The organism is Nostoc sp. (assembly GCF_036917535.1).
Taxonomy (GTDB): domain Bacteria; phylum Cyanobacteriota; class Cyanobacteriia; order Cyanobacteriales; family Nostocaceae; genus Nostoc.
This window is the reverse complement of the sequence record NZ_JBALDA010000090.1, coordinates 89,323-110,483: the sequence shown is the minus strand read 5'-3', so window position 1 is coordinate 110,483 and position 21,161 is coordinate 89,323. Positions and strand designations below refer to the sequence as shown.

18 protein-coding genes and 1 tRNA gene are annotated in these 21,161 nt (G+C 41.0%); 9 read left to right on the top strand and 10 right to left on the bottom strand.

Annotated features, from left to right (window positions below):
- Nucleotides 1–417: 417 nt before the first annotated feature.
- Nucleotides 418–540 (top strand): hypothetical protein, encoded by a 123-nt coding sequence (locus V7K56_RS28835; protein WP_334916130.1) that lies wholly within the window; start codon nucleotides 418–420, stop codon nucleotides 538–540.
- Nucleotides 541–813: 273 nt separating this feature from the next.
- On the opposite strand, the gene V7K56_RS28830 is transcribed toward V7K56_RS28835, so the two are convergent.
- Nucleotides 814–1,809 carry a hypothetical protein gene (locus V7K56_RS28830; RefSeq protein ID WP_334916128.1) on the bottom strand — a complete coding sequence of 332 codons (996 nt, stop codon included), beginning with the start codon at nucleotides 1,807–1,809 and terminating at the stop codon, nucleotides 814–816.
- Between the two features lie 328 nt (nucleotides 1,810–2,137).
- Between V7K56_RS28830 and V7K56_RS28825 the strand changes: the two genes are divergently transcribed.
- Entirely contained in the window at nucleotides 2,138–2,338 is a 201-nt protein-coding gene (locus V7K56_RS28825; RefSeq protein ID WP_334916126.1) for a hypothetical protein, read from the top strand.
- A gap of 43 nt (nucleotides 2,339–2,381) precedes the next feature.
- Here the strand turns inward: V7K56_RS28825 and V7K56_RS28820 are convergent, their stop codons facing one another.
- Nucleotides 2,382–3,332 (bottom strand): L-lactate dehydrogenase, encoded by a 951-nt coding sequence (locus V7K56_RS28820; RefSeq protein ID WP_334916124.1) that lies wholly within the window; start codon nucleotides 3,330–3,332, stop codon nucleotides 2,382–2,384.
- Nucleotides 3,333–3,480: 148 nt separating this feature from the next.
- Nucleotides 3,481–4,788, bottom strand: a complete 1,308-nt coding sequence (locus V7K56_RS28815; protein WP_334916122.1) for a glutamate-5-semialdehyde dehydrogenase — start codon at nucleotides 4,786–4,788, stop codon at nucleotides 3,481–3,483.
- Between the two features lie 409 nt (nucleotides 4,789–5,197).
- Between V7K56_RS28815 and V7K56_RS28810 the strand changes: the two genes are divergently transcribed.
- Nucleotides 5,198–7,183, top strand: a complete 1,986-nt coding sequence (locus V7K56_RS28810) for a zinc metalloprotease HtpX (RefSeq protein ID WP_334916120.1) — start codon at nucleotides 5,198–5,200, stop codon at nucleotides 7,181–7,183.
- A gap of 431 nt (nucleotides 7,184–7,614) precedes the next feature.
- Here V7K56_RS28810 and V7K56_RS28805 read toward each other — a convergent pair whose 3' ends face one another.
- Nucleotides 7,615–9,906 (bottom strand): PAS domain-containing hybrid sensor histidine kinase/response regulator, encoded by a 2,292-nt coding sequence (locus V7K56_RS28805; protein WP_334916118.1) that lies wholly within the window; start codon nucleotides 9,904–9,906, stop codon nucleotides 7,615–7,617.
- 727 nt (nucleotides 9,907–10,633) lie between these two features.
- Between V7K56_RS28805 and V7K56_RS28800 the strand changes: the two genes are divergently transcribed.
- Both V7K56_RS28800 and V7K56_RS28795 read left to right on the top strand, forming a co-directional pair.
- Complete coding sequence (locus tag V7K56_RS28800) at nucleotides 10,634–11,824, top strand: transporter substrate-binding domain-containing protein (protein ID WP_334916116.1); 1,191 nt, start codon at nucleotides 10,634–10,636, stop codon at nucleotides 11,822–11,824.
- Nucleotides 11,825–11,870: 46 nt separating this feature from the next.
- Nucleotides 11,871–12,140, top strand: coding sequence for a hypothetical protein (locus tag V7K56_RS28795; protein WP_334916114.1), 270 nt, complete (start codon nucleotides 11,871–11,873; stop codon nucleotides 12,138–12,140).
- 36 nt (nucleotides 12,141–12,176) lie between these two features.
- Here V7K56_RS28795 and mazG read toward each other — a convergent pair whose 3' ends face one another.
- Nucleotides 12,177–13,004: a nucleoside triphosphate pyrophosphohydrolase gene (gene mazG / locus V7K56_RS28790; protein ID WP_334916112.1), complete on the bottom strand. Its 828-nt coding sequence runs from the start codon at nucleotides 13,002–13,004 to the stop codon at nucleotides 12,177–12,179.
- Nucleotides 13,005–13,007: 3 nt separating this feature from the next.
- Nucleotides 13,008–13,628 (bottom strand): metal-binding protein, encoded by a 621-nt coding sequence (locus V7K56_RS28785; RefSeq protein ID WP_334916110.1) that lies wholly within the window; start codon nucleotides 13,626–13,628, stop codon nucleotides 13,008–13,010.
- A gap of 112 nt (nucleotides 13,629–13,740) precedes the next feature.
- Between V7K56_RS28785 and V7K56_RS28780 the strand changes: the two genes are divergently transcribed.
- Nucleotides 13,741–13,813: transfer RNA gene (locus V7K56_RS28780), tRNA-Val, on the top strand.
- A gap of 456 nt (nucleotides 13,814–14,269) precedes the next feature.
- Nucleotides 14,270–14,659, top strand: a complete 390-nt coding sequence (locus tag V7K56_RS28775) for a hypothetical protein (RefSeq protein WP_334916108.1) — start codon at nucleotides 14,270–14,272, stop codon at nucleotides 14,657–14,659.
- A 20-nt stretch (nucleotides 14,660–14,679) separates the two neighbouring features.
- On the opposite strand, the gene V7K56_RS28770 is transcribed toward V7K56_RS28775, so the two are convergent.
- From V7K56_RS28770 to V7K56_RS28755, 4 genes are all read right to left on the bottom strand, one after another.
- Complete coding sequence (locus V7K56_RS28770) at nucleotides 14,680–14,808, bottom strand: hypothetical protein (protein ID WP_334916106.1); 129 nt, start codon at nucleotides 14,806–14,808, stop codon at nucleotides 14,680–14,682.
- 105 nt (nucleotides 14,809–14,913) lie between these two features.
- Nucleotides 14,914–16,026, bottom strand: a complete 1,113-nt coding sequence (locus V7K56_RS28765; protein WP_334916104.1) for a ferrochelatase — start codon at nucleotides 16,024–16,026, stop codon at nucleotides 14,914–14,916.
- Nucleotides 16,027–16,298: 272 nt separating this feature from the next.
- Nucleotides 16,299–18,287 carry a DUF3137 domain-containing protein gene (locus tag V7K56_RS28760; protein ID WP_334916102.1) on the bottom strand — a complete coding sequence of 663 codons (1,989 nt, stop codon included), beginning with the start codon at nucleotides 18,285–18,287 and terminating at the stop codon, nucleotides 16,299–16,301.
- A gap of 12 nt (nucleotides 18,288–18,299) precedes the next feature.
- The gene (locus V7K56_RS28755; RefSeq protein WP_334916100.1) at nucleotides 18,300–18,857 is read right to left on the bottom strand and encodes a LemA family protein; all 558 of its coding nucleotides are present in this window, start codon (nucleotides 18,855–18,857) and stop codon (nucleotides 18,300–18,302) included.
- A 193-nt stretch (nucleotides 18,858–19,050) separates the two neighbouring features.
- Here V7K56_RS28755 and V7K56_RS28750 point away from each other — a divergent pair, with 193 nt between their 5' ends.
- Complete coding sequence (locus V7K56_RS28750; RefSeq protein WP_334916098.1) at nucleotides 19,051–19,644, top strand: hypothetical protein; 594 nt, start codon at nucleotides 19,051–19,053, stop codon at nucleotides 19,642–19,644.
- A gap of 168 nt (nucleotides 19,645–19,812) precedes the next feature.
- On the top strand, nucleotides 19,813–21,075 hold the full coding sequence (locus V7K56_RS28745) for an MFS transporter (protein ID WP_334916096.1): 1,263 nt from the start codon (nucleotides 19,813–19,815) through the stop codon (nucleotides 21,073–21,075).
- Nucleotides 21,076–21,161: the final 86 nt, after the last annotated feature.

Genomic DNA, 21,161 nt, shown 5'->3' with positions numbered 1-21,161 from the left:
TTCGCTATACCAGTGCGTATATACATGTTTTGCTATAGCCTGTAACTTCCTCAACTTCTTCGGTTTATAGTTCTGCGGAGGATACCTTCGATCCAGAAAATCCTGCTACAGCAACGATTACGGTTAGCGCTGCTCAAGTGGAGGAGTTGACGCAAAAAGAACAAAGCGATCGCCTCAACCTCGAACGCTTTGTAGAGAGGGCATTTTTTGAGGCAGGTAAAGCACTGGCAGAATTGCGCGTTCGTCCTTGACGTTGCCGGGGGATTGGGAAAACTATTCAGCTCCCAGCAGTTCCTAATCCCTTGCTATAGAATAAATTGCAAGGCTGACTTTATCCATTTTTGATTTACTCAGGCAGCGTAAACAGCAATATCCCTGAAACGCTCAAATAAAAGACGAGGGACTTTTATCATTTGAGTGGTTTCGGAAGATGTGGAAAAAGTGCTAGCTCATAAAAATCGCCTAACTAAAGCCAATGCATCGAAAAAAGTAGGCAAAGCTTTGGAGTACCAAATTGTTTGTTTGATTGTGCAAGAATAAATTATACTTGCTCACAACGGAGGTTAAGAATCAACGAAAAATCAGCATTTATCGTTTGATTTATTTGCCTACGCCTAAATCCTTGTCAATAAGCATCGACTAATGCGACTTTTTTTGAGTTTGTTGATAATTAGAGGGTCTTGTTGACATGATACGTTTGCCCTGATTTGATGCTGAGTAAACTGCTAGACCCCTAATTAGTTGCTGAAATACTTATGTGCTTATATTTTGTTAAATTTTAAAAACAGTATTTCTTCAGCTGTAAATAGTGGATCACATCAGATTTACACACAAGATTTTAGGCAAAGAAGCTGCTATCTGCTTCCACGTCAAGCCAGCATCATTCGAGAGGAAGATTTGACCATCACAAGTTCCGAAAGCAGCTATATTCCTGAAAGTGGCAAGGGTTCCTGTATTGATATTGTCTTTTAACCACTCCGGTAGCCCTGGCTCACACTTCTCAAATGTGCCTGGCTCATCAAGTAGACGGCGATAGATGGCTGCCTTGCTACCTGATGGCCCCATAGAAACGGTCATCAAAATTGTCTCACCACACACTGCCACAGCTCGTGAGTAATCAGCATGTAGATTTGTGCGATCAAAGCTCCAAGAGTTTCCTCTATCTTGACTAATTGCTAGCCCCTCAGCTGTAGCTGCCAACACGAGATCCCGACGAGCCGGAATGGTTCGTACCTCGTGAACATCTGCATGAAAGTCAATGGTGGGTTGCCATGACTGTCCTTGGTCGTCAGAGCGCAGAATGCCTCCGACATGCACATTTACATAAAGTTCGCCGGATTGACCTACTGCCATCGAACGAACATCTGGAGGTCCTCCCCACGGTGTATACCATTGGGAACGTCCTTCAGCCGCCTCAAAGCAATTGATCCGATTCGTGCTTCCATCGTTAGTAATGCGGAGGAGATGAGCTTGCGACGTTCCTACCAGAACCGCATCCTCGATTGGCAAGATGCAGTTCAATCGCAAATCATTTATCACAGCAACTTGATGCCACTCGCCGTTAGGGTCGCGATGCCATATTGAATTGCGATCGGCGATCGCCCACAGTCCATCCTGGCTCAAGGCAAGAGCAGTGATGGAACAACCTTCAAGTTCTACATACTGTTTGGAGTCAATAAACAGCAAGCCATCAGATGTTCCTGCTATTACTAGAGGTTTAGGCATCGCCTGCTCGGCATTGGCAAAGTCTGTATCTGTTTGCTTGTGCTCAATCGGCTTCACGATTTGCTGTTCCGTCTTGTTCATCATTTGAATCTCCTTAAGTACTGTCATTATTGGTTAACATCAGTCCTACAGCACTCGTTCTCATGTCAACGAACGCTGTCTGATTGACGAGTTTCTTTATTGATGCAAAGCTTTAGATTTGCATAGTCCGTCTAGCTAGAGATACCTGAGCTTCATGTTATTAAGGGCTTTACATGTGTTCATCTTTCTTGAGAAGTAACCTATATAAAGCTTTTGCAGGATTTAAAGCAAAAAGGCAATGGCAGCTAACTGGACTTTAGACTAAAAAAGAGCGATGGCGCTTGTAGTTGTTGTGTAGTTTTAAAACCTCGTTTCCAGCCTCTGACTGAAAATGCTTTTCATTAGCCTGCTTGCCGCAAGTCAAGAGGCAGCAGCCCACCATCAGGCATTCTCAGTCTGCGACTGGGAACGAGACAATGGCGATCGCGCGAGATTGTATACTGGCACTGGTATCGTGGCTAGCTCCGATTTTGACCAGGAGTTTGCAAAGGTGCTGCTGAAACTCCAAGCTTTACTGAAAGCCTTAGTTTAACATTCAAAAAAGGACGTTTTTAAACAGACTATTTGAGTTGATTTTAATTATCCAAAGAATTGTAGGCTTCATTCAGTTTGGTGGCTGACTCTTCTAATAAACGTTGTTCATGAGCATTTCTTGGTAACACCAGTTTGCGCTCAATACCTTGGGAACTAATGATACATGGAAGTCCCAGAACAACTTCACTGCCAATTCCATAGTTAGAATCTGCTCTTACCGATACTGGAAACATTTGCTTTTCATCTCGCAGGATGGTATCAACTAACTGACAAACTACTATTGAGATACCATAGCTAGTATTTCCTTTACGTTCAAAAATGTTATAGCCTCGCTTACGGGTTAACTCTGCATACTCTTCCTGAATTTGTTCTAGTATTGTTCCTTGTGGTATAGGAAATTCAGCTAATGGAATTCCCCCAATAAATGCACTAGACCAAACGACAAATTCACTGTCTCCATGCTCTCCAATCACATAAACATGAACGTCTTGTTTACTAACGTTCAGTTGCTTACCAAGTTGATATCTCAGTCTAGCAGTATCAAGAACGGTTCCCGAACCAAAAATTAGGTTTTCTGCTCTTGTAGAATTGGCAATCGCAATCCGTGTTAATACATCCACTGGATTGCTAACGATAAGTACAATTGAATTCGGTGCAACTCGATCCAATTCTTTCATCGTCGAACGCATGATCTGTGCATTGTCGCTCAACGTATCTAATCGGGTCTGTCCAGGTTTCTGCGGCACCCCAACAGTCACAACAATGATATCAGAATCCACTAAATCTTCATACTGATTTGATGGTAAAATCTCCATGTCTTTAAGTAGGGGAATGCTGTCTTCAATATCCCATGCTTGCCCCTCAGCTTTTGATAAAGTTCGGTCAAAAAGCACGACTGTTACACATTTACCGAGTAGCACTAAAGCATTTGCTACGTCTGCACCTACATTCCCCGCACCAATAATACCGATCTTGGATATTTTGTTACTCATGCGAAATCTACTTTTTTGTAACTGGCCCGACTATAGGACTTTGATTTAATTTTTGAAAACATATTGAGACTTGAAAAGCCCGTTTTATCGGGGTTTTATTTTAACTCTTGTTCAGAAATCAGACATGAGTCCTATATGTGAGAATACTTTACACTAAATCCTGATGAGTAAAAGCTTTAGCATTTGCCCCGGTGTAAGTAGCTACAATATGACCATCGCCAGTCATTTGATATTTGTATGTCACCAATCCTTCTAACCCAACGGGGCCGCGAGGAGGCATTTGTTGTGTACTAATCCCTACTTCTGCGCCGAAACCATAGCGGAAACCATCAGCAAATCGCGTAGAACAATTGTGAAATATATTTGCTGAATTTACTAGTCCAAAAAAATTTTCAACAGATGCTAGATCTTCAGAGATAATGGCATCGGTATGACGAGAACCATATTCGTTAATATGAGCGATCGCATCTTCTATAGAGTCTACAATCTTGATCGACAAAATCAAATCGCTGTATTCGGTTTCCCAGTCTATTTCTGTTGCAGTTTTGATATTAGGTAAAATTTCTAAGGTGCGTTGATCACCTCTTAATTCCACATGGCGTTCTTGCAAAGCTTCAGCAACTTTTGGTAAAAATTCTGTAGCAATTGATTGGTGAACTAGCAAAGTTTCAATTGCATTACAAACAGCCGCATATTGCGCTTTCGCATCGACGGTAATTGGAACTGCTTTAGAAATATCAGCGGCTTTGTCTATATAAAGATGACAAATCCCGTCAGCATGACCTAGTACCGGAATGCGCGTATTCTCCTGTACAAATCTGACAAAGGAATTAGAACCTCTAGGAATAATTAAATCTACATATCTATCTAATTTCAAAAGTTCTAGAGTTTCTTCTCTAGTTGTTAGTAACTGTACCGCATCTGGGTTAACAGCAGTTTGAGATAATCCTTGTTTAATTGCCTTAACTATTGCTTCACAAGAACGCACTGCTTCCTTTCCACATTTGAGGATTACACCATTTCCTGATTTGATTGCTAAAGAAACAATTTGAATCGCCGCCTCTGGACGGGCTTCAAAAATAATCCCCAAAACACCTAAAGGACAGGTGATGCGCTTCAGAACTAAGCCAGTGTCAAGTTCGCGGTGAATCTGGACTTTACCAATTGGATCGGCTAGCTTACCAACATCTCGTACCCCTGCGATCGCATCTCTTAATTTATGTTCATCCAACTGCAAGCGCTTATAAAGTGGTTGGGGAATCCCTTCGGCGGCAGCAGCTTTACAATCAGCAACATTTGCTTGTAAAATTTCATCTTTAGCTGATTCTAAAGCTTGAGCGATCGCCACAAGTGCTTGATTTTTTGCCTCAGTGGAAAGAATTGCTAGCTTACTTGCAGCTTGGCGGGTTTGTCCTGCGATCGTAATTAAGGGAGAGGCAATATTAAGAATAGTCATAGTACAAATCTTTACTTTCTCTTCATCTTATCAATCTCAGGTTATGTTCATCATTCGTCTTCCTCCAATCGGGTGAACCATTTGGGTAATCAATAATTACTCTGATTGGGTGAAGTAAGACTGGATTCAAAACATTTATTCTCTAAACATCAAACATAGGACAAAGAGGCAGTAAGTTGACAACGACAAAAATATTATAAGTATTATTACCGTTTTTATTTGAAAATCCTAAAAATGATTTATGCGTTCCCCAGGCTAGAGAGACATAGTAATATATGTTTCTCTAGTCTTTTACTTAAGTAAGCATTTTATACTGTCATTATTTAAATTTTTCCGAAATTGCAGTGACGATCGCTGAATCTATTGAGTATTGATAGATCAAATACCACTCCTTCACTAGGGAGATCCTATGTCATTGCAATCTGCATTAGATGCCTTAAACCAAAAACGTTATCAAGATGCGGTCGAATTACTCGAACAATTCTGCCGCGATTGCGCTGAACACAATTCTTCAGATTATCTTTCAGCACAGATGTGGCTGATGAAAGCCTATCAAGCCACAGGTGAAATCGAAAAAGCCAAGGCCCTGTGTCAAAAGTTAATCATGAGTGACAATCCACAGGCTTGCAGTTGGGCAGAACAAGCTAGTCAATCCTTCCGTCAACCATCTAACGTTAGCCAAAAAGCTGGTCGTGCGGCTACGACTGAGATGAAATTAGCGATGGGGGGAGTGGGTGGTAGTTTGGCGTTAGCTTCTGGTGTCACCATCACCTTGTTGTTTGGTATGGTGTTGGCTTTAGGTTTGAGCTTAGTATTTATTTTGGGTAGCGATAATCCATTCCAAGGACTAGCGATCGCTATTAGTATTACCCTAATTTTTAATATCGCCGCCTTTTTCTTGTCTCCATTTCTCATGGACTTAACTCAAAGCTGGCTTTACCAAACTCGTTGGGTAGAGTTGGCAGAAGTTGAAACCCTCAGTCCAGAGACAGCTAAAATTATTCGCCAAGTCTGTGAACAAAAAAAGCTGAAAACGCCCCGTTTGGGAATTATTAACGACCAAAACCCCACAGCTTTTACTTATGGCTCATTGCCGAACAGCGCCCGTCTAGTCGTCAGTCAGGGACTTTTCACATACCTCGATGACGATGAAATTGCTACCGTTTACGCTCACGAATTGGGGCACATAGTCCACTGGGACTTTGCAGTGATGACAGTAGCTTCTACCTTAGTGCAAATTTGTTACTTGATTTACAGCACAGCTAGAAGATTTGGGCGCGGCGGTGGTGATAGCAAAATTAAAGATGCGATGCAAACTGCTGCCCTAGTTGCCTACGTGTTTTATATCATCGGTACTTATCTATTGCTGTACCTCTCTCGCACACGAGAATACTTTGCTGACCACTTTGCAGCTGAAAGTACGGGTAATCCCAATGGATTATCCCGCGCTTTGGTGAAGATTGCTTATGGAATATTAGAAGAAGGTTCGCGCACACAAGAACCCAGCCGTTTAATTGAAGGAACTCGTGCCTTGGGTATCTATGACCATAAAGCCGCCGCTTCCACAGGAACCGCCTACCGCATTGCATCTGATACTCAAAAAGTTGGTCGTGTCTTTCTTTGGGATATGTTTAATCCTTGGGGTTGGTGGATGGAGTTAAATTCCACTCACCCCTTGACAGGTAAACGAGTTCGTGCATTAAGCACATACGCCGAACAATTGGGTTTACCAACCGAGTTTGATATGGGGCGAGTTATTGGAGAAGGTAAAAGTCTTAATAAAAGTAGACTTTACGGCAACTTCTTTTTAGATGTTGTATTGTACGGCGCTGAAACAATTGGTTTCTTTGTTGGTTTGGTAATGGGTGTAATTCTGTGGTCGAGTTCTCCAAACACAGGTTTAGTATTGGGTGCGCCACTAATTGGCTTAGGGATCGGAATTCTTATCAAAGCCTTGGTGATGTTTCCTGATTACAAGCAAGCACCAGAAACCGATATTCTCACCTTGATGTCAGACCCTTATGCCAGTCCGTTACGCGGACAACCTGCAAAACTGCAAGGTCAACTTATTGGTCGTGGCGACGCTGGTTATAAATTTGGTTCCGATTTAAAAATTCAAGATCGTAGCGGAATGCTTTATCTGCATTACGCCTCACGCTTTGGCCCTATCGGCAATTTCCTGTTTGGGATGAAGCGAGTCCAAAGCTTGATTGGCGAACAAGTTGGCGCTGTGGGTTGGTTCCGTCGAGGTGTTGCGCCTTGGATGGATTTGATTCAACTTCAGAGTGAAAATGGCACTATTGTTAACAGTTACTATCGCTTCTGGTCATTCATCCTTGGCGGTGGATCGATTATCCTGGGAGTGGTCTTGACTATGTTTTTGAGCCGTAGCTAGCTGAGTTTCTAGGCTGCTGTCAAAGCATTTCTCAGTCCATCCAAGCTTTAATTTGTCAGGAGGTGGTTAGTAGCTGCCTCCGTTTTTTATTAAGGAGGTAGGGAACAGGACATGTTTTGGCGTACGCATTTGTTATTTCGGGGTACGCATTTGTTATAGCATTTTGCATCTAAATGAAGTACATCCTTACCCCCCTTAATCCCCCTGATGTATTGGGGGGAAATGAGATTTCCGGTTCTCTCCCCTTTACAAGGGGAGGGTTAGGGTGGGGTAAAACCTTGGTTAATCAGCTATTTCAGACTTGTGTGTACACCGTAGGAGGGTTAGGGAGGGGTATTTTTGTACTTTATTAACTTGCAATCATACTGTATATCGGCGATGCCTGCGGTGGGCTACGCCAACGCATTTGCTACCAAAAGCTTAATTGGGTATTAAACTTGTTTGCTACCTTTGGTAAGGTTCGCTACCACATTCACCAACTCTTCTGGCTCAATTGGCTTGGATACATGAACTTGGAATCCAGCTTGCAGAGCGAGCCTGTGTTCTTCATCTCTAGCAAATGCCGTTAGTGCTACAGCTAGAATCTTCTTCTCTTGCTCTGCTTCCTGCGCTCGCACTTTCCGAATCAGAGAATAACCATCCTCACCTGGCATTCCAATATCACTGACTAGAACATCTGGTTTTAATCGTTCGAGCGATTCTAAGGCTTTACCTACTGAGCTAACCGCTGTCACCTGCGCTCCCGACTCTTCAAGAACAAAGCTAATTAACTCCTGCGTATCGGTATTGTCATCGACAACGAGTATTTGCAAGCCGTTGAGTATTGATTTATCGACTTTTACTTCACTCTTTTTAATTAAAAGCTCTGGTTGCGGTTCTACTAGAGGTAACAACACTGTAAATGTTGCTCCCTGTCCTTCCCCTTCGCTAACTGCATAGACTGTACCTGAGTGCATTTCTACTAAGTGATAGACAATTGCTAGCCCCAACCCCAAACCATTGTCTGTTCTAGTAGTTGTGCTATCAGCTTGACGGAAGCGTTCAAAGACATAAGGTAGAAAGTCAGCACTAATTCCCTTACCTGTGTCAGAGACGGTTATCTGAACATTTGAGTTTACCTGTTCTAAATATACTTGAACTCGCCCTCCGTTAGGTGTGAACTTGACGGCATTAGAGAGCAAATTCCAGACTACTTGTTGCAGGCGTTCTGCATCACCCATAACTTGACCAACTGAGGAATCAAGATGATATTCAACTTGAATATTCTTAATTTCAGAGGTGGGATGTACAGCTTCAATTGCCGCCTGAATTATAGGCACAAGGTCAATTTTACGAATATTTAGGCGAATTTGACTTTGTACAATCCGCGAGATATCCAGGATATCTTCAATCAGTTTTCTTTGAAGTTTGGCATTCCGGTCGATTGTCTCCAATGCCTTAGAAGTATTTGCTTCGTCCAATTTTCGAGTACGTATTAGTTGAATCCAACCCAGTATAGAATTGAGGGGTGTACGAAGTTCGTGGGAAACGATCGCTAAAAACTCTTCCTTGATGCGGTTAGCTTCTTGGGCTTGCTGATAAAGCTGGGCATTTTCAATGGCGAATGCTGCTCGTTGAGCAAGTTCTTTAGCCATTTCTAGGTCTACAGCAATGTAATAGCGTTCTGGTTGTGCAGACGCAAATAAAATTGTCCCCAGCTTGTGTTCGCGTACTGACAGTGGGACTACCATCTGAGACTTAACTTCGAGTCGGCGCAGCAGACTGAAGTGTTCCTTGGACGAGGAATTTTTCTGTAATGAAGATTCAAGAATGTTTGTAACCAGTTCCGGCTTACCAGTCCGTAAAACTTTCGCTGGGCCATAATCAGCATCAACAGGAATTGGATAGCGTTCTTGGAGTTCTCGGATCAGTGCTTCCTTTGCTGGTTCTGATGCGGCAATAACTGGGTTAGTGAAGACTGCCAAATTATTTTCGATCACATCCACAATACACCAATCGGCAAGAGTAGGCACTGCTAATTGCGCGACGCTTTTTAGGGTAGTGCGATAATCCAAGGAAGATGCCAATACACGACTTGCTTCAGCTAAAAAATTAGAGCGCTTCTCTGCTGTTTCGGCTGCAATTCGGGCGGCTTGCTCAATGTCAAATAACTGCTGGCGCTGCAACTCCAAATGCTTACGCTGGCTAATGTCACGCATTAGCCAGCGCAGAGCAACTGGCTGATTTTTTTCGTTACGGACGGTAACTACTGTCAAAGCTACATCAAAACAGATTTTTTCTCGTGGTTGTAAACACACTTCCCATTCCCCGCCTCGGTCGAGCTGCTGCAACTGAGTTAGGTAATTAAAAAAAGCTTGATGATCTGACTGAGCGATGAAAGTAAGCAGCGGTTTACCAACCAAAAATCGCTGTAAAACATTGAGATGTATGCTAGCAGCACGATTAGCTTCCAGGATAATGCCGGATGTATCAGTTACCAAGTAACCATCAGGTGCAAAATCAAATAATTCTTGGTAGCGCTGGCGCTCCTTCTCTACTGCGATTCGTGTTGCTTGTAGTTCCTCAAAGGCAATTTCTAGTTCTTCTAAAGTGATTTGAAGTTCTTCAAAAGCTTCTGATGTCAGCTCTTGCTGTGAAGGAGGCTCACTTGCACTCTTTTGCACTAATCCCGTTAGGCGTGAGCGCAATATCTCTATTTGTTGACTGAAATCGTCTACATCCATGTTGCTCACACTTTGCAAAGATTAAAAAGTGTATGTTAGATAAAGTATCGCCAATTACAGCAGATTGCAAGTTAATCAAGTACAAAAATACCCCTCCCTAACCCTCCCCTTGCAAAGGGGAGGGAACTAGATTTCCGGTCTCCCCCCTTTACAAGGGGGGATTAAGGGGGGTAAAGGATGAACTTCCTTCATTTAGATAGATGCAAAATGCTATATAAACCAAATGTACCTCAAAGGCCCATCTCAAAACTATTGCTCAAAAAATAGAGCTTTGCCTTGACAACCTGAGTTCTACAAAGTGAATTAGAACATAATATAGTCATCTCGACCTCTGACACTCTATATTTTAAAAATAAAGAATTCATCAAGAAATCCACCTAGAGTATTGTATAGCAATAAACATATAAATAGATTTAAGCAAATATTTTTATAGCTTAAGGAGCATCTGATGGTTACAACAGCAGTACCAGAAGAATAAGTCAAAATTGGTACAACCAAGTTGCTGATTAAGAATGAGTGGGTAAGTAGTGTAAGCGATGTCTACGAAGGGCTACGCCTACGCCAATTTGAAACAATCAACTCTACTACAGGCGAGGTAATCTATCTTTCTAGTTCTCAGTCCTCCTAAAATCTGAAAAAAATTGGTTTGATGAGGATAACCAACATGATATTTGATACAACGTAGGCATGATAAATAGATTATGCACACAACCCTAAGAAAATTCTGATGATAAATGCGATCGCTAGTAGATTTTGCCAGCTGATGGCTGAGAGAAAAAGCCCGATTGGCAGATATGACTCAAAAAACAAAATCAAGCGTTCCTTAGCACTGTATACCTGCATAGGATTAGTAAGTGGAATTCTGGTATTGTTATTAATCGCGTCCCCAGGAATAGCGCAAAAACCACAATTCCAACAACCGTTATTAGTAGCTACACGAGTTATACCGCCCTTTGTGATACCAGACAAAGGTGAGCTATCGGGATTCAGTATCGACCTCTGGCGCAGCATCGCTAACCAAATAAGTGTAGAGTTTAAATTTATTGAATATTCCTCTGTGCCGCAACTGCTTTCTGCTATTAAGGAAAGCAAAGCCAACTTGGGAATTGCAGCTATCTCGATTACAGCCGAACGCGAACAGAATTTTGATTTTTCATTACCTATTTTTGCTGGGGGGCTGCAAATTATGGTGAGAAACGCAGAGAACACCAAAAATGCCTTCCCAAATCTTTTACAATTATTTTTCTCTACTAGTCTTTTGCAGGTAATAGGCATTGCTCTGCTACTAATTGTGGTAGCAGCCCATATTATTTGGTTATCTGAACGTCATCACAAAAATGGGATGATTCCTAAATCATACTTTCCTGGAATTTTTAAAGCCTGTTGGTGGGCAGCAGCCACATTAGCAACCCAAGCTGACGAAATGCCCAAGGGAGTAATGGGACGCTTAGTAGGTATTATCTGGATGTTCATTGGAGTACTTTTTGTTGCTTACTTTACAGCCAGCGTGACTACCTCATTAACAGTGCAACAACTTCAAGGTGATATCAGGAGCATAGACGATTTACCCGGCAAGATAGTGGCTACAACTGCGGGTAGCACAGCCGCCACATACTTGCGAGAACATAAGATTTCAATTCTAGAAGTCCCCAATATTGAGCAAGCTTACAATGCTCTGCAAACAAAAAAAGCTGATGCTGTGGTGTTTGATGCGCCTGTACTCCTCTTCTATGCTGCCAATGAAGGCAAAGGGAAGGTAGAGATTGTTGGCAGTATCTTGCGTGAAGAAAGCTACGGCATCATCCTGCCCAATAACAGTCCCTACCGCAAACCAATTAATAAAGCTCTGCTGAGTCTCAAAGAAAATGGCACTTATCAATCGCTATATGATAAGTGGTTTGATGCTAAAAAATCTTGAAGAAGGGAATGGATAATGAGGAGTAGAAATTGGGGAGCTTGAGCCTTTGAACCTGAAGGTTGAGCCTTTGAACCTGAAGGTTGCACCTTTGAACCTGAAGGTTGAGCCTTTGAACCTGAAGGTCGAGCCTTTGAACCTGAAAGTTGCACCTTTGAGCCTGAAGGTTGAGCCTTTGAGCCTGAAGATTGCACCTTTGAACCTGAAGGTTGAGCCTTTGAACCTGAAGGTTGCACCTTTAAGCCTGAAAGTTGCATCTTTGAGCCTGAAGGTTGCACCTTTAAGCCTGAAAGTTGCATCTTTGAGCCTGAAGCTTTAAGTTATAATACCAATTTGAAGCCCCACTTCCTACTCTCTACTCCCCACTCCCTTCTTGAGCAAGTTGAGCTTTTGCCTGTTGCCAGAGAGTTTCTAGCTCATTCAAACTGTAATCAGAAAGAGGACGGTCAACAACTGCCTCCATTTTTTCTAATCGCCGGACAAAGCGCTGATTTGTGCCTTGCAAAGCGGTGCTGGGGTCAAGATTATGCCAACGCGCTAGCTGAATAACTGCAAATAGTAAATCGCCTAATTCTGCTTGTTGTCGTTCGGGTGTTTCCTCAGCTAAAGCCTGCTGAAACTCTCCCAACTCCTCATGAAACTTATCCCAGACACCCTGAATATTTTCCCATTCAAAACCAATTGCCGCAGCCTTTTGAGAAATCTTCATTGCCGCCGTCAGTGGGGGAAGAGTACGTCCATAACGAGCGAGTTTAGCACTAAATTTTTGCACGTCTGGAGATGCTTCGCCCTTTTCCGCAGCTTTGATTTGTTCCCAATTTTGCCGCACCTCATCCACACTGGTCACTGACACATCACCAAACACATGAGGATGACGGCGAATCAACTTTTGGGAAATCCCCTGAGTGATTTCTTTGAGAGAAAATTGCCCAGATTCACTAGCGATTTGGGCTTGTAATACTACTTGTAATAATAAATCGCCTAACTCCTCGGCGATCGCACTCTTATCCCCACTCTTTATCGCGTCCACCACCTCATAAGCTTCCTCAATCACGAATGGAGTCAGCGTTTCGGCAGTTTGAGCCAAATCCCAAGGACAACCACCATCAGGCGATCGCAACTTCGCCACCACCTCAATTAATTCTTGCAACGCCCCCAAAGTCTCAACTTTGTCATTTGTCATTTGTCATTTGTCCTTTGTCGTTCTACCGTTGCTCTTTCTGGTAACTGTAGCTCGACGATTACCGCGATTTGTAACTTTCCGCTTCTTAATTTTGCCACTAGGAAGCAACCCTCGAACTCCCTGTTTTTGAAAGCGCTTGTATGCCGAACCGCCCCAATCGCTGAGAGAATGACTCATTGCACCGAGTTCCAACCCCAAAAACAGAGCGATATATTCAGTATCGTATTGCATGAGCGATCGCCCCACAGTTCCACCCAAATCCTGCCAACTAAAACTCAGATTCCACAACCTTTGGGCAATTACCAAAACGAAAATTGCCAAAATTGCAAGCAAACACCCCAGATAAAGTATCCGCAGAATCGTGCCGATAATCGGCCCGTGGGATAAAAAAGAACGATGGCGGAGACTTTTTTGATAAGGTAGCCAAATCCAGCGCAAGAAACCCCAGCGTTGGAATTGCACAGAGTAAATATCCAAATCAGGGCCAAACATCAGTCCGCCAAACAGAAACCCGCCTGCAACCAACAAAGTCGCATTGCTACTGCGAGTCTGCCAGAAAGTAACGCCCGCCACGAACGGCAGAGCATACATAGTAATGCGATCGTGCGTCCGACCAGAGGGCATCCTAAATTGTGAGTAACTGAATACTGAGTCAGTATAAGAGAAAAAAAGATTTTCTTAAAACTTTTGGCGCAATGCGAAATGTTTTGCTATATTAATTAAGAATTAGTCAAACGGGCGGTTAGCTCAGTTGGTAGAGCGCCTGCCTTACAAGCAGGATGTCATCAGTTCGAGTCTGGTACTGCCCATTCACCAAAAGTCGCTACTTGGCGGCTTTTTTAGTTGGCAGCATAATCTTGCCACCACGATATAGGGTAATATTAATAGTCTGATTGGAGCCGATATCTTGCTCCAGAACAAGAAAAATTGGGTATCCCTTCCCTGCGGGACACTACGCGAACGACTGCGCTCAGGGCAAGTGGGGATTGGGGAGAGTGGATAGAGAAACTCCGTGCTAATTACTTTGCTCAGAAGGGCGACACACCGACTACCCAATTTACTTGGAGAAATGATTATGATGCGACCTTCAAAAACCTCAAGGGGGAAGTGATACCAATTCAAAATTCAAAATGACGCTCTCTACGAGACGCTAAAAGCGAACGCGGACTCGCTAACGCTGCGCTAACAAAATTCATGCATTAAGAAAGCCAGACAGAACAAAGGTATGTCCGTATGTATTTGTCGCATTCTTTTTTCAAATTGGTATGACTAGTACTTCACTCATCGCCCCTGCCACATCAACTCCTGCTAATAGTCGCAGCCGCAAACGGACTTGCGAAAAATTACAGCTATTGGCTGAACTTGCAGGAATAAAGGTCAATCTCAAGCCTTACATTGGCAACTATGGTAACTCCCAAACTAAGCCACGAAATATCCCAAGCGATGAGCAGATAATCCAAGTGCGATCGCTTTTCGATAACTCCCTCTCATGGCAATGGGCTTATGGGATAATGGCAACCTACGGACTTCGTGACCATGAAATATTTTTTTGTAAAATTTCTTCTACTTCACCTCAGAGGATGTCTGAAAAGTTTTTAATGGGTGATTTTAATCACGCAAGTTGTTTGAGCATCAGACGAATCATCGCAATGTGAACAAAGGTTTTTGTCGTACATCAACCTCCAGCTTCTTCATCGGCACTGCCACTATATAAAAACCGCAAACGATTACCAGTCTGCGGTTTTGTAGGGTATACATGACAAGTACCAAGATGTTGAGGAGCCGTGTGAACTGAAAAGTTCAAGCACGGTTTTGAAGACCAGCAGGATTGGTGACAGTCTCGCTGAGTTTAATCAACTGAATACACCATAAATGTAAGGTGGGCAAAGCTTTGCCTACTCTACAAAACTTAATGATGGTGGTGATGATGCCCAGCTAGTTGAGGATTAACTGCCAAAGTTTGGTCTGACAACAGCTGTGCAATATGACTATCAGCCCATTGGGCTGCCATAGCCAAAAATTCTGGATGGTCGTTGACACAAGCCATTTGCACGTAGTTCGTACCAGGATGCTGTTTTTCCAAAGCATGGATGATATGGTGTACATCCAATAAAGTTTCGTGGTTTTCTGTGGCAAAGCCAATTGGCATAAAAATTACCACTTTTGCACCTAATTGAATCAGGTTATTTGCGGCTTGCTCGGCGTTTGGCTGTGTCCAATCAATTAAGGGCGTATCATGATTGAGCCAACCCACGGAGATTAAGGGAAAGCGGTTAATCAACTTATCCCGAACCAAATCGTACAGCGCTTGACTTTCGGTAATCCCAGAAGTAAATCCTTTCGCTTTGTGGGGACAGCCGTGATTCATTAGCACAATGCCGATTTGAGAAGGTAGGTAAGCTGCGGCTAAATCAGCAGTAATTTTTTCTTCAACCAGATGAGCCATTAAATCGATATACGCTGGTTCGTTGAAGAAAGAAGGAATGTAGCGCTGTGCTTTAACCCAGTGTTCTCCACCATCAGTCAATTCAACCAGAGCATTGTTAACTTGCTCGATCGCAATCCCACTAGTAAAGATAGAATCAACAACTAGCAGTGGATAAATTAGCAGCTTCTCGAAGCCTTGGTTTTTGATTTCTGCCAAGACTTGATTAGGTAGAAAAGGAGCGCAGAAGTTAAAAGCCTTGAAAACTTGGACATTCTCGCCCCATTTTTCTTGTAAATTCTTCTCAATCCCAGCCCGTTGCTGCTCAAAAATGGCGTTGTGTGGGGAAATAAAATCGTGATGTGTGTGTCCCCACTCGTGGCGGTCAAATAGCGCCAAAAGCTTTGCCAAAGGGGGATAAATCCAGGTTGGTACTGGTGCGAATTTTGCTGTCAGTAGATTTAAAGCCTGTTCGTTATAGTTGGCGAAATCTTCGTAGCTTTCGACTTCGCCGTAGCCCATAAGCAATACGGCTACACGGTCTTTACCTGATAGATGCTCGTGGGTGTGTTGTACTTTTTCCGGCGTGGCAACCACAATTAGTTCCTCAATATAACCAGAGTGCAGAGAAATATAAAGTCAGGGAATAGTTTGTACATTTCCCCACTAGTAACTTATTATCCCATCCAGGGGGATAGGATAGGTGGGGAAATCAAGATAATACATCAAAAGACATACAAAACTTACGTAGGGCATTGGGCATTAGGCATTGAACCAATGCGGCATCTGCTATATTGCTGGAATAGCGAAAGTGTTTAAGATGCCAAAAAGCCGCGTTTTCAGTGAAATTAATTTGGTGCAGGTTTTTGTCAAATGCGTTTATCCAGATTTAAGTCTTCAACAATTCCCAACATCAAGTTGAGAGTCTCAAAATATTCTCTTAAAGGCGCAAAGCTTAACACACTTTTATATAGATTAGGGTCAAATATATTATTTTCTATTGCTTCTTCAATGGCTATGTATATCATGTCATCAACAAAGGAAATATAAATATTTCTATTGGTTTTCTTGCGAAAGTTAACTATTTTATCCATTAAACTAGTAGATAAGACATAGCGTGCTTCTATTTGGTCATCACCATAAATAGTGAAAAATTTAGCAAATTCTGGATCTTCTAATTTAATTAGCTGTTTTTTAGCATGATTAAGAGCATGAATATTAGCGTTGATAACTTTTGGTTGAACAATTGTAACAGTTTGCAGACTTTTGTGAAACTTAGCTTTAAAAAATAATCCTTTAAATACTACACTTGCACGGGTAAATTGATTTTTAAAAACTTCACCTTCAAATTTTTCATATTCAACATTTTTACCTTGCAAAACACTACCAAATATATATGGAATTATCTTTAATAATCTAATAACTAAAAAAAATGAATAAGATATAAATGGTGGAATAATAGTAAGATGATACAACCTATACCAATTTAAGTAAATTGTGTCTTTTTGCAAAATAGTAACTGATGGAATATCTAAAGGATTTGTCCGAGAGTGTTTCAATTCTGATTCTGCGCGAATATTAGAAAAGTGGATATCAACACCATGAACTCTGCCATAAATATAATCATTTTGTATAATATTATTTGATTTTATGATTCCTTGAAACAACTGGCTGTGATTAAAGCTATCTGTAATATTTTTGATATCTCTGACTGAAGAATGATATATATACTTTAATCTTCGTTTTTCATCAATAAAAGTAAATATTTTTTCGGGTATTTTTAATTTATATGGGCTAGAAAATGTTTCAAATGCTGCGCTATAAAAAGTTATCCAAATCCAAAAAATGAATAAAAAACCTAACAAATAGCTAAAGAAGAAAAATATAAATAGAAATGGTATTGCTATTATTGTTTTAGATTTAACTTCAAAAAACAAACTATTTTCATTAGAAACTTTAAGAAGATAAGATATAACTGGAAACAGCCTAACTAAGACAATTGCAACAAATAAAAAAACTAAATGAGCAGTAAAAATAGATAATAAAACTTGTTTCCTACGAGATTCAAATACTTTTAATTCGTTCAACAAATTCTTTTGACAAAATACTTTGAATTCTTTTAATGTTTTTGGTGTAAATTTTTCAATAGCTGGTTCGGGTTCTTCTGACAAGGTTTCGCTTGGTGGTTGTAGCTTAACTTCTGATGCAATGGGGTTTTGGGAAGTTGCAGATACATCAATATTATTTGTAAATAGGTCTGTAAATAAAAGTTGCTTTGCCCATTTTCTCGTTGCTTCGTCTTCATTAATCAGGAGTTGCTGACAAAGAGCGATCGCTTGATTAATTTGCCCGTTTTCTTGATATGCTTTTACCAGCCATTTATGTGCTAGCAAATAGTGTTTCGTAGCTGGAGAAGCAGCTTGACAAAAAATCTTTAATGCTTGGATTGCTTTTTGATAACGTTTTTTAGTAATAGCTTCATATCCAGTGTTTATCAGTTCAGTTGCTTGTGCAGGAGTAAGTGAACTTTTAGTTGAATTTATTGATGATTTTTGTGCTGTAGGTTTAGCTTCTGGAAATATTTCGGCAAAATAATATTGTGCCAATATCTGAGTTGTTTGATGTTTACTGTTGCTCAATTCTTGGCATAAGTTAGTTGCTTTATCAAAGCGTCCATTGTAGAGATATGCGTCTAAAAGTAATACTTGTGCGTATAAATACTCTTTTGTATTATGTTCTGTATTATTTTGAAAAAACTTTTCTAAGCCCTGAAGTGCTAAATTGTAATTTTTGTATTCTAATAGTTTAGCTATTCCATTTAATAATTCCTGATTTTGTGCAGAATTTGATTTTGACATATTTTTTTAAGTTTACTTATGATTTATTTTAATATTTACGTTGTTTTTTGCTTGTAAATTAGCTTGAAACTGTAATTTTAATTGATATTTCATCCACGAAGCTATAATATTTGTTGGAAACATTTCTACAGCGTTATTATATTCAGTTACGGCAGAGTTATAAAATCTTCTAGCGGCAGAAAGTTGTTCTTCTACTTCACTTAAGGAATATTGTAATTTGATAAAATGGTCGTTTGTTTTTAATTCAGGATATGCTTCAAATACTATTATAATTTGGCTTAATATTCTCGAAATTTGGTCTTCTACAGCAACTCGGCTATTGTCGCTTAAACTCTTTGAGGTTGCTTTACTTCTAAGTCTGCTAATTTCTATCAATGTTTTTTGCTCAAATTGCATATATATTTGAGCTAAGGTAACAAGTCTAGGTATTAAATCACTTCTTTTTTGCAGAATTACATCAACAGTAGAAAATGCATTACTAACTTGATTCTTTTTTTGGATTAAACTATTATATATAAGAACAAAAATAATTAAGACTAAAATTACAAAGCTAATGATAAAAATAAACATTTGACTGATTAAGTTAATCTTAAGATTATTTATAATCTAAATTATTATTTTTTTAAATAGTATTCTTTCGGAAAAAGCTGTGAAAAGGCTATAATCTTTTCAGTAAAAATAAGGTAATATATAAGATTATTACTTGATTTTTGAAAAAGCTCTGTATATCGGAAGAGTAAAAAAATCAAAGGTAATGTTAGAAATGAATATAATTGTTTGCCCTGGAATTCATCAGCCAGAGTTAACTGAAAGCTTTAGAGTAGAATTGTTAGATTTAGTCGGTAATAGCGCGATCGCTCCTAATACCGCAAATATACTGGTTTATCCGGGAAGAGATGTTTTAGTTTTATCAGCCTTGCATATTTTGCAGTTTTTGCGCCTTAGCGTAGCTCATTGCAGGTATCGCTTAATCGACTCTCTAGAATCACCAATTATATTCATTAGCTTTAGTGCTGGCGTAGTTGGGGCAATAGGGGCAGCACATTTGTGGCAACTCTTAGGTGGTCGTGTGAAAGCGTTTATTGCTATAGATGGATGGGGAGTACCACTACAGGGAAATTTTCCTATTCATCGGATGAGTCATGATTATTTCACCCATTGGAGTTCATGTTTGCTAGGTAGTGGGCAAAATAACTTTTATGCAGAGCCAGCAGTGGATCATTTGTCCATTTGGAAATCTCCCCAAACTGTACAAGGCTGTTGGGTAGATTCGTCCATTGAGATTATTCCACCCAAAGGTCGTCTGACAGCAGCTGAATTTTTGCTTATGCTGTTAAAACGCTATGAAGCAAATTAATCCGGACAATGAAGTAAGTAAACGGGAGTTAAAAGTGAGGAGTTAGGAGTGATGAAGGCAAAAGGTTACAGGTGACAGGAGATAGTCAAGAAAAATTATCCCCCATGCCCCATGCCCTATGCCCCATGCCCCATACCTCATGCCCCATCTACCTAAAGAAAGTATCTAATGTTTCCAACTGAACCTGCTGCTGTTAATAACGGCTTTGGCGCACTACTAAAAAACCGTGGTTTTATGCTCCTGTGGATTGGGCAACTGCTGTCCCAGTTAGCAGATAAGGTCTTCTTCGTTTTGCTGATTGCTCTACTGGAGAACTACCCACCGCTTCCAGGGTTGGCACGAAACTCGATGTACTCAACCTTGATGCTGTCGTTTACGATCCCAGCAATTTTGTTCGGCTCTGCCGGTGGTATCTTCGTTGACCGCTTGCCAAAAAAGCTGATTATGGTTGGCTCAGATATTGTGCGGGGAATATTGACGCTGTGTCTTCCCTTATTGCCACGACAGTTCCTAATTTTGTTAATCCTGACTTTTGGCATTTCCACAGTGACGCAGTTTTTTGCACCAGCCGAGCAAGCAGCCATTCCCTTATTGGTGAAGCGAGAGAATTTGTTGGCAGCCAATGCGCTGTTTAGCAGCACGATGATGGGAGCTTTAATTGTTGGCTTTGCAATAGGAGAGCCGATTTTAAGTTTGGCAAAAAGCTTTATGGGAGAAGAATACGGCCAAGAGTTTGTGGTTGGTGGACTATACATATTATCAGCTGCAATTATGCAGCCGATAAAGTTTAAAGAACCCAAACAACCAAAGGAACATCGGGTATCAAATCACCTTTGGTCTGAATTCACTGAGAGCCTGCGCTATCTCAAGAAAAATCCTTTGATATTGAACGCCATGCTGCAACTGACAACTTTATATTGCGTGTTTGCAGCCTTAACGGTGCTGACGATTCGATTAGCCGAGGAGTTTGGTCTAAAAGAAAAACAGTTTGGCTTTTTCTTGGCAGCAGCAGGGGTGGGTATGGTATTTGGTGCGGCAATTTTAGGTAACTGGGGTGAGAAATTGCATCGCAAGCCCCTACCTTTAATTGGATTTTTGATGATGGCACTAGTTTTAGGGGTGTTCACTTTTACGCACAACTTGTTGCTGGCGCTAGGACTCTGTGCATTTTTAGGTGTAGGTGCTGCCTTAATTGGTGTCCCTATGCAAACTTTAATTCAACAGCAAACACCACCTACCATGCACGGTAAAGTATTTGGCTTTCAAAATCATGCCGTTAATATCGCTCTGGCGTTACCTCTGGCCATTACTGGGCCCTTAACTGATGCTCTCGGCTTGCGAATTGTGCTTGTAGCAATGAGTGTTGTTGTCGTAGTTGTCGGTGTTTGGGCTTGGCAAAATACCCGCAAAGTCTTGCAAGACGTAATTTAATTAATGTAGGCTAATAATCTAGCTTTATATTTAATATATAAAATTCTTGAAATTTAATTGGACTTTTCAATTAAAATGAAATCTTA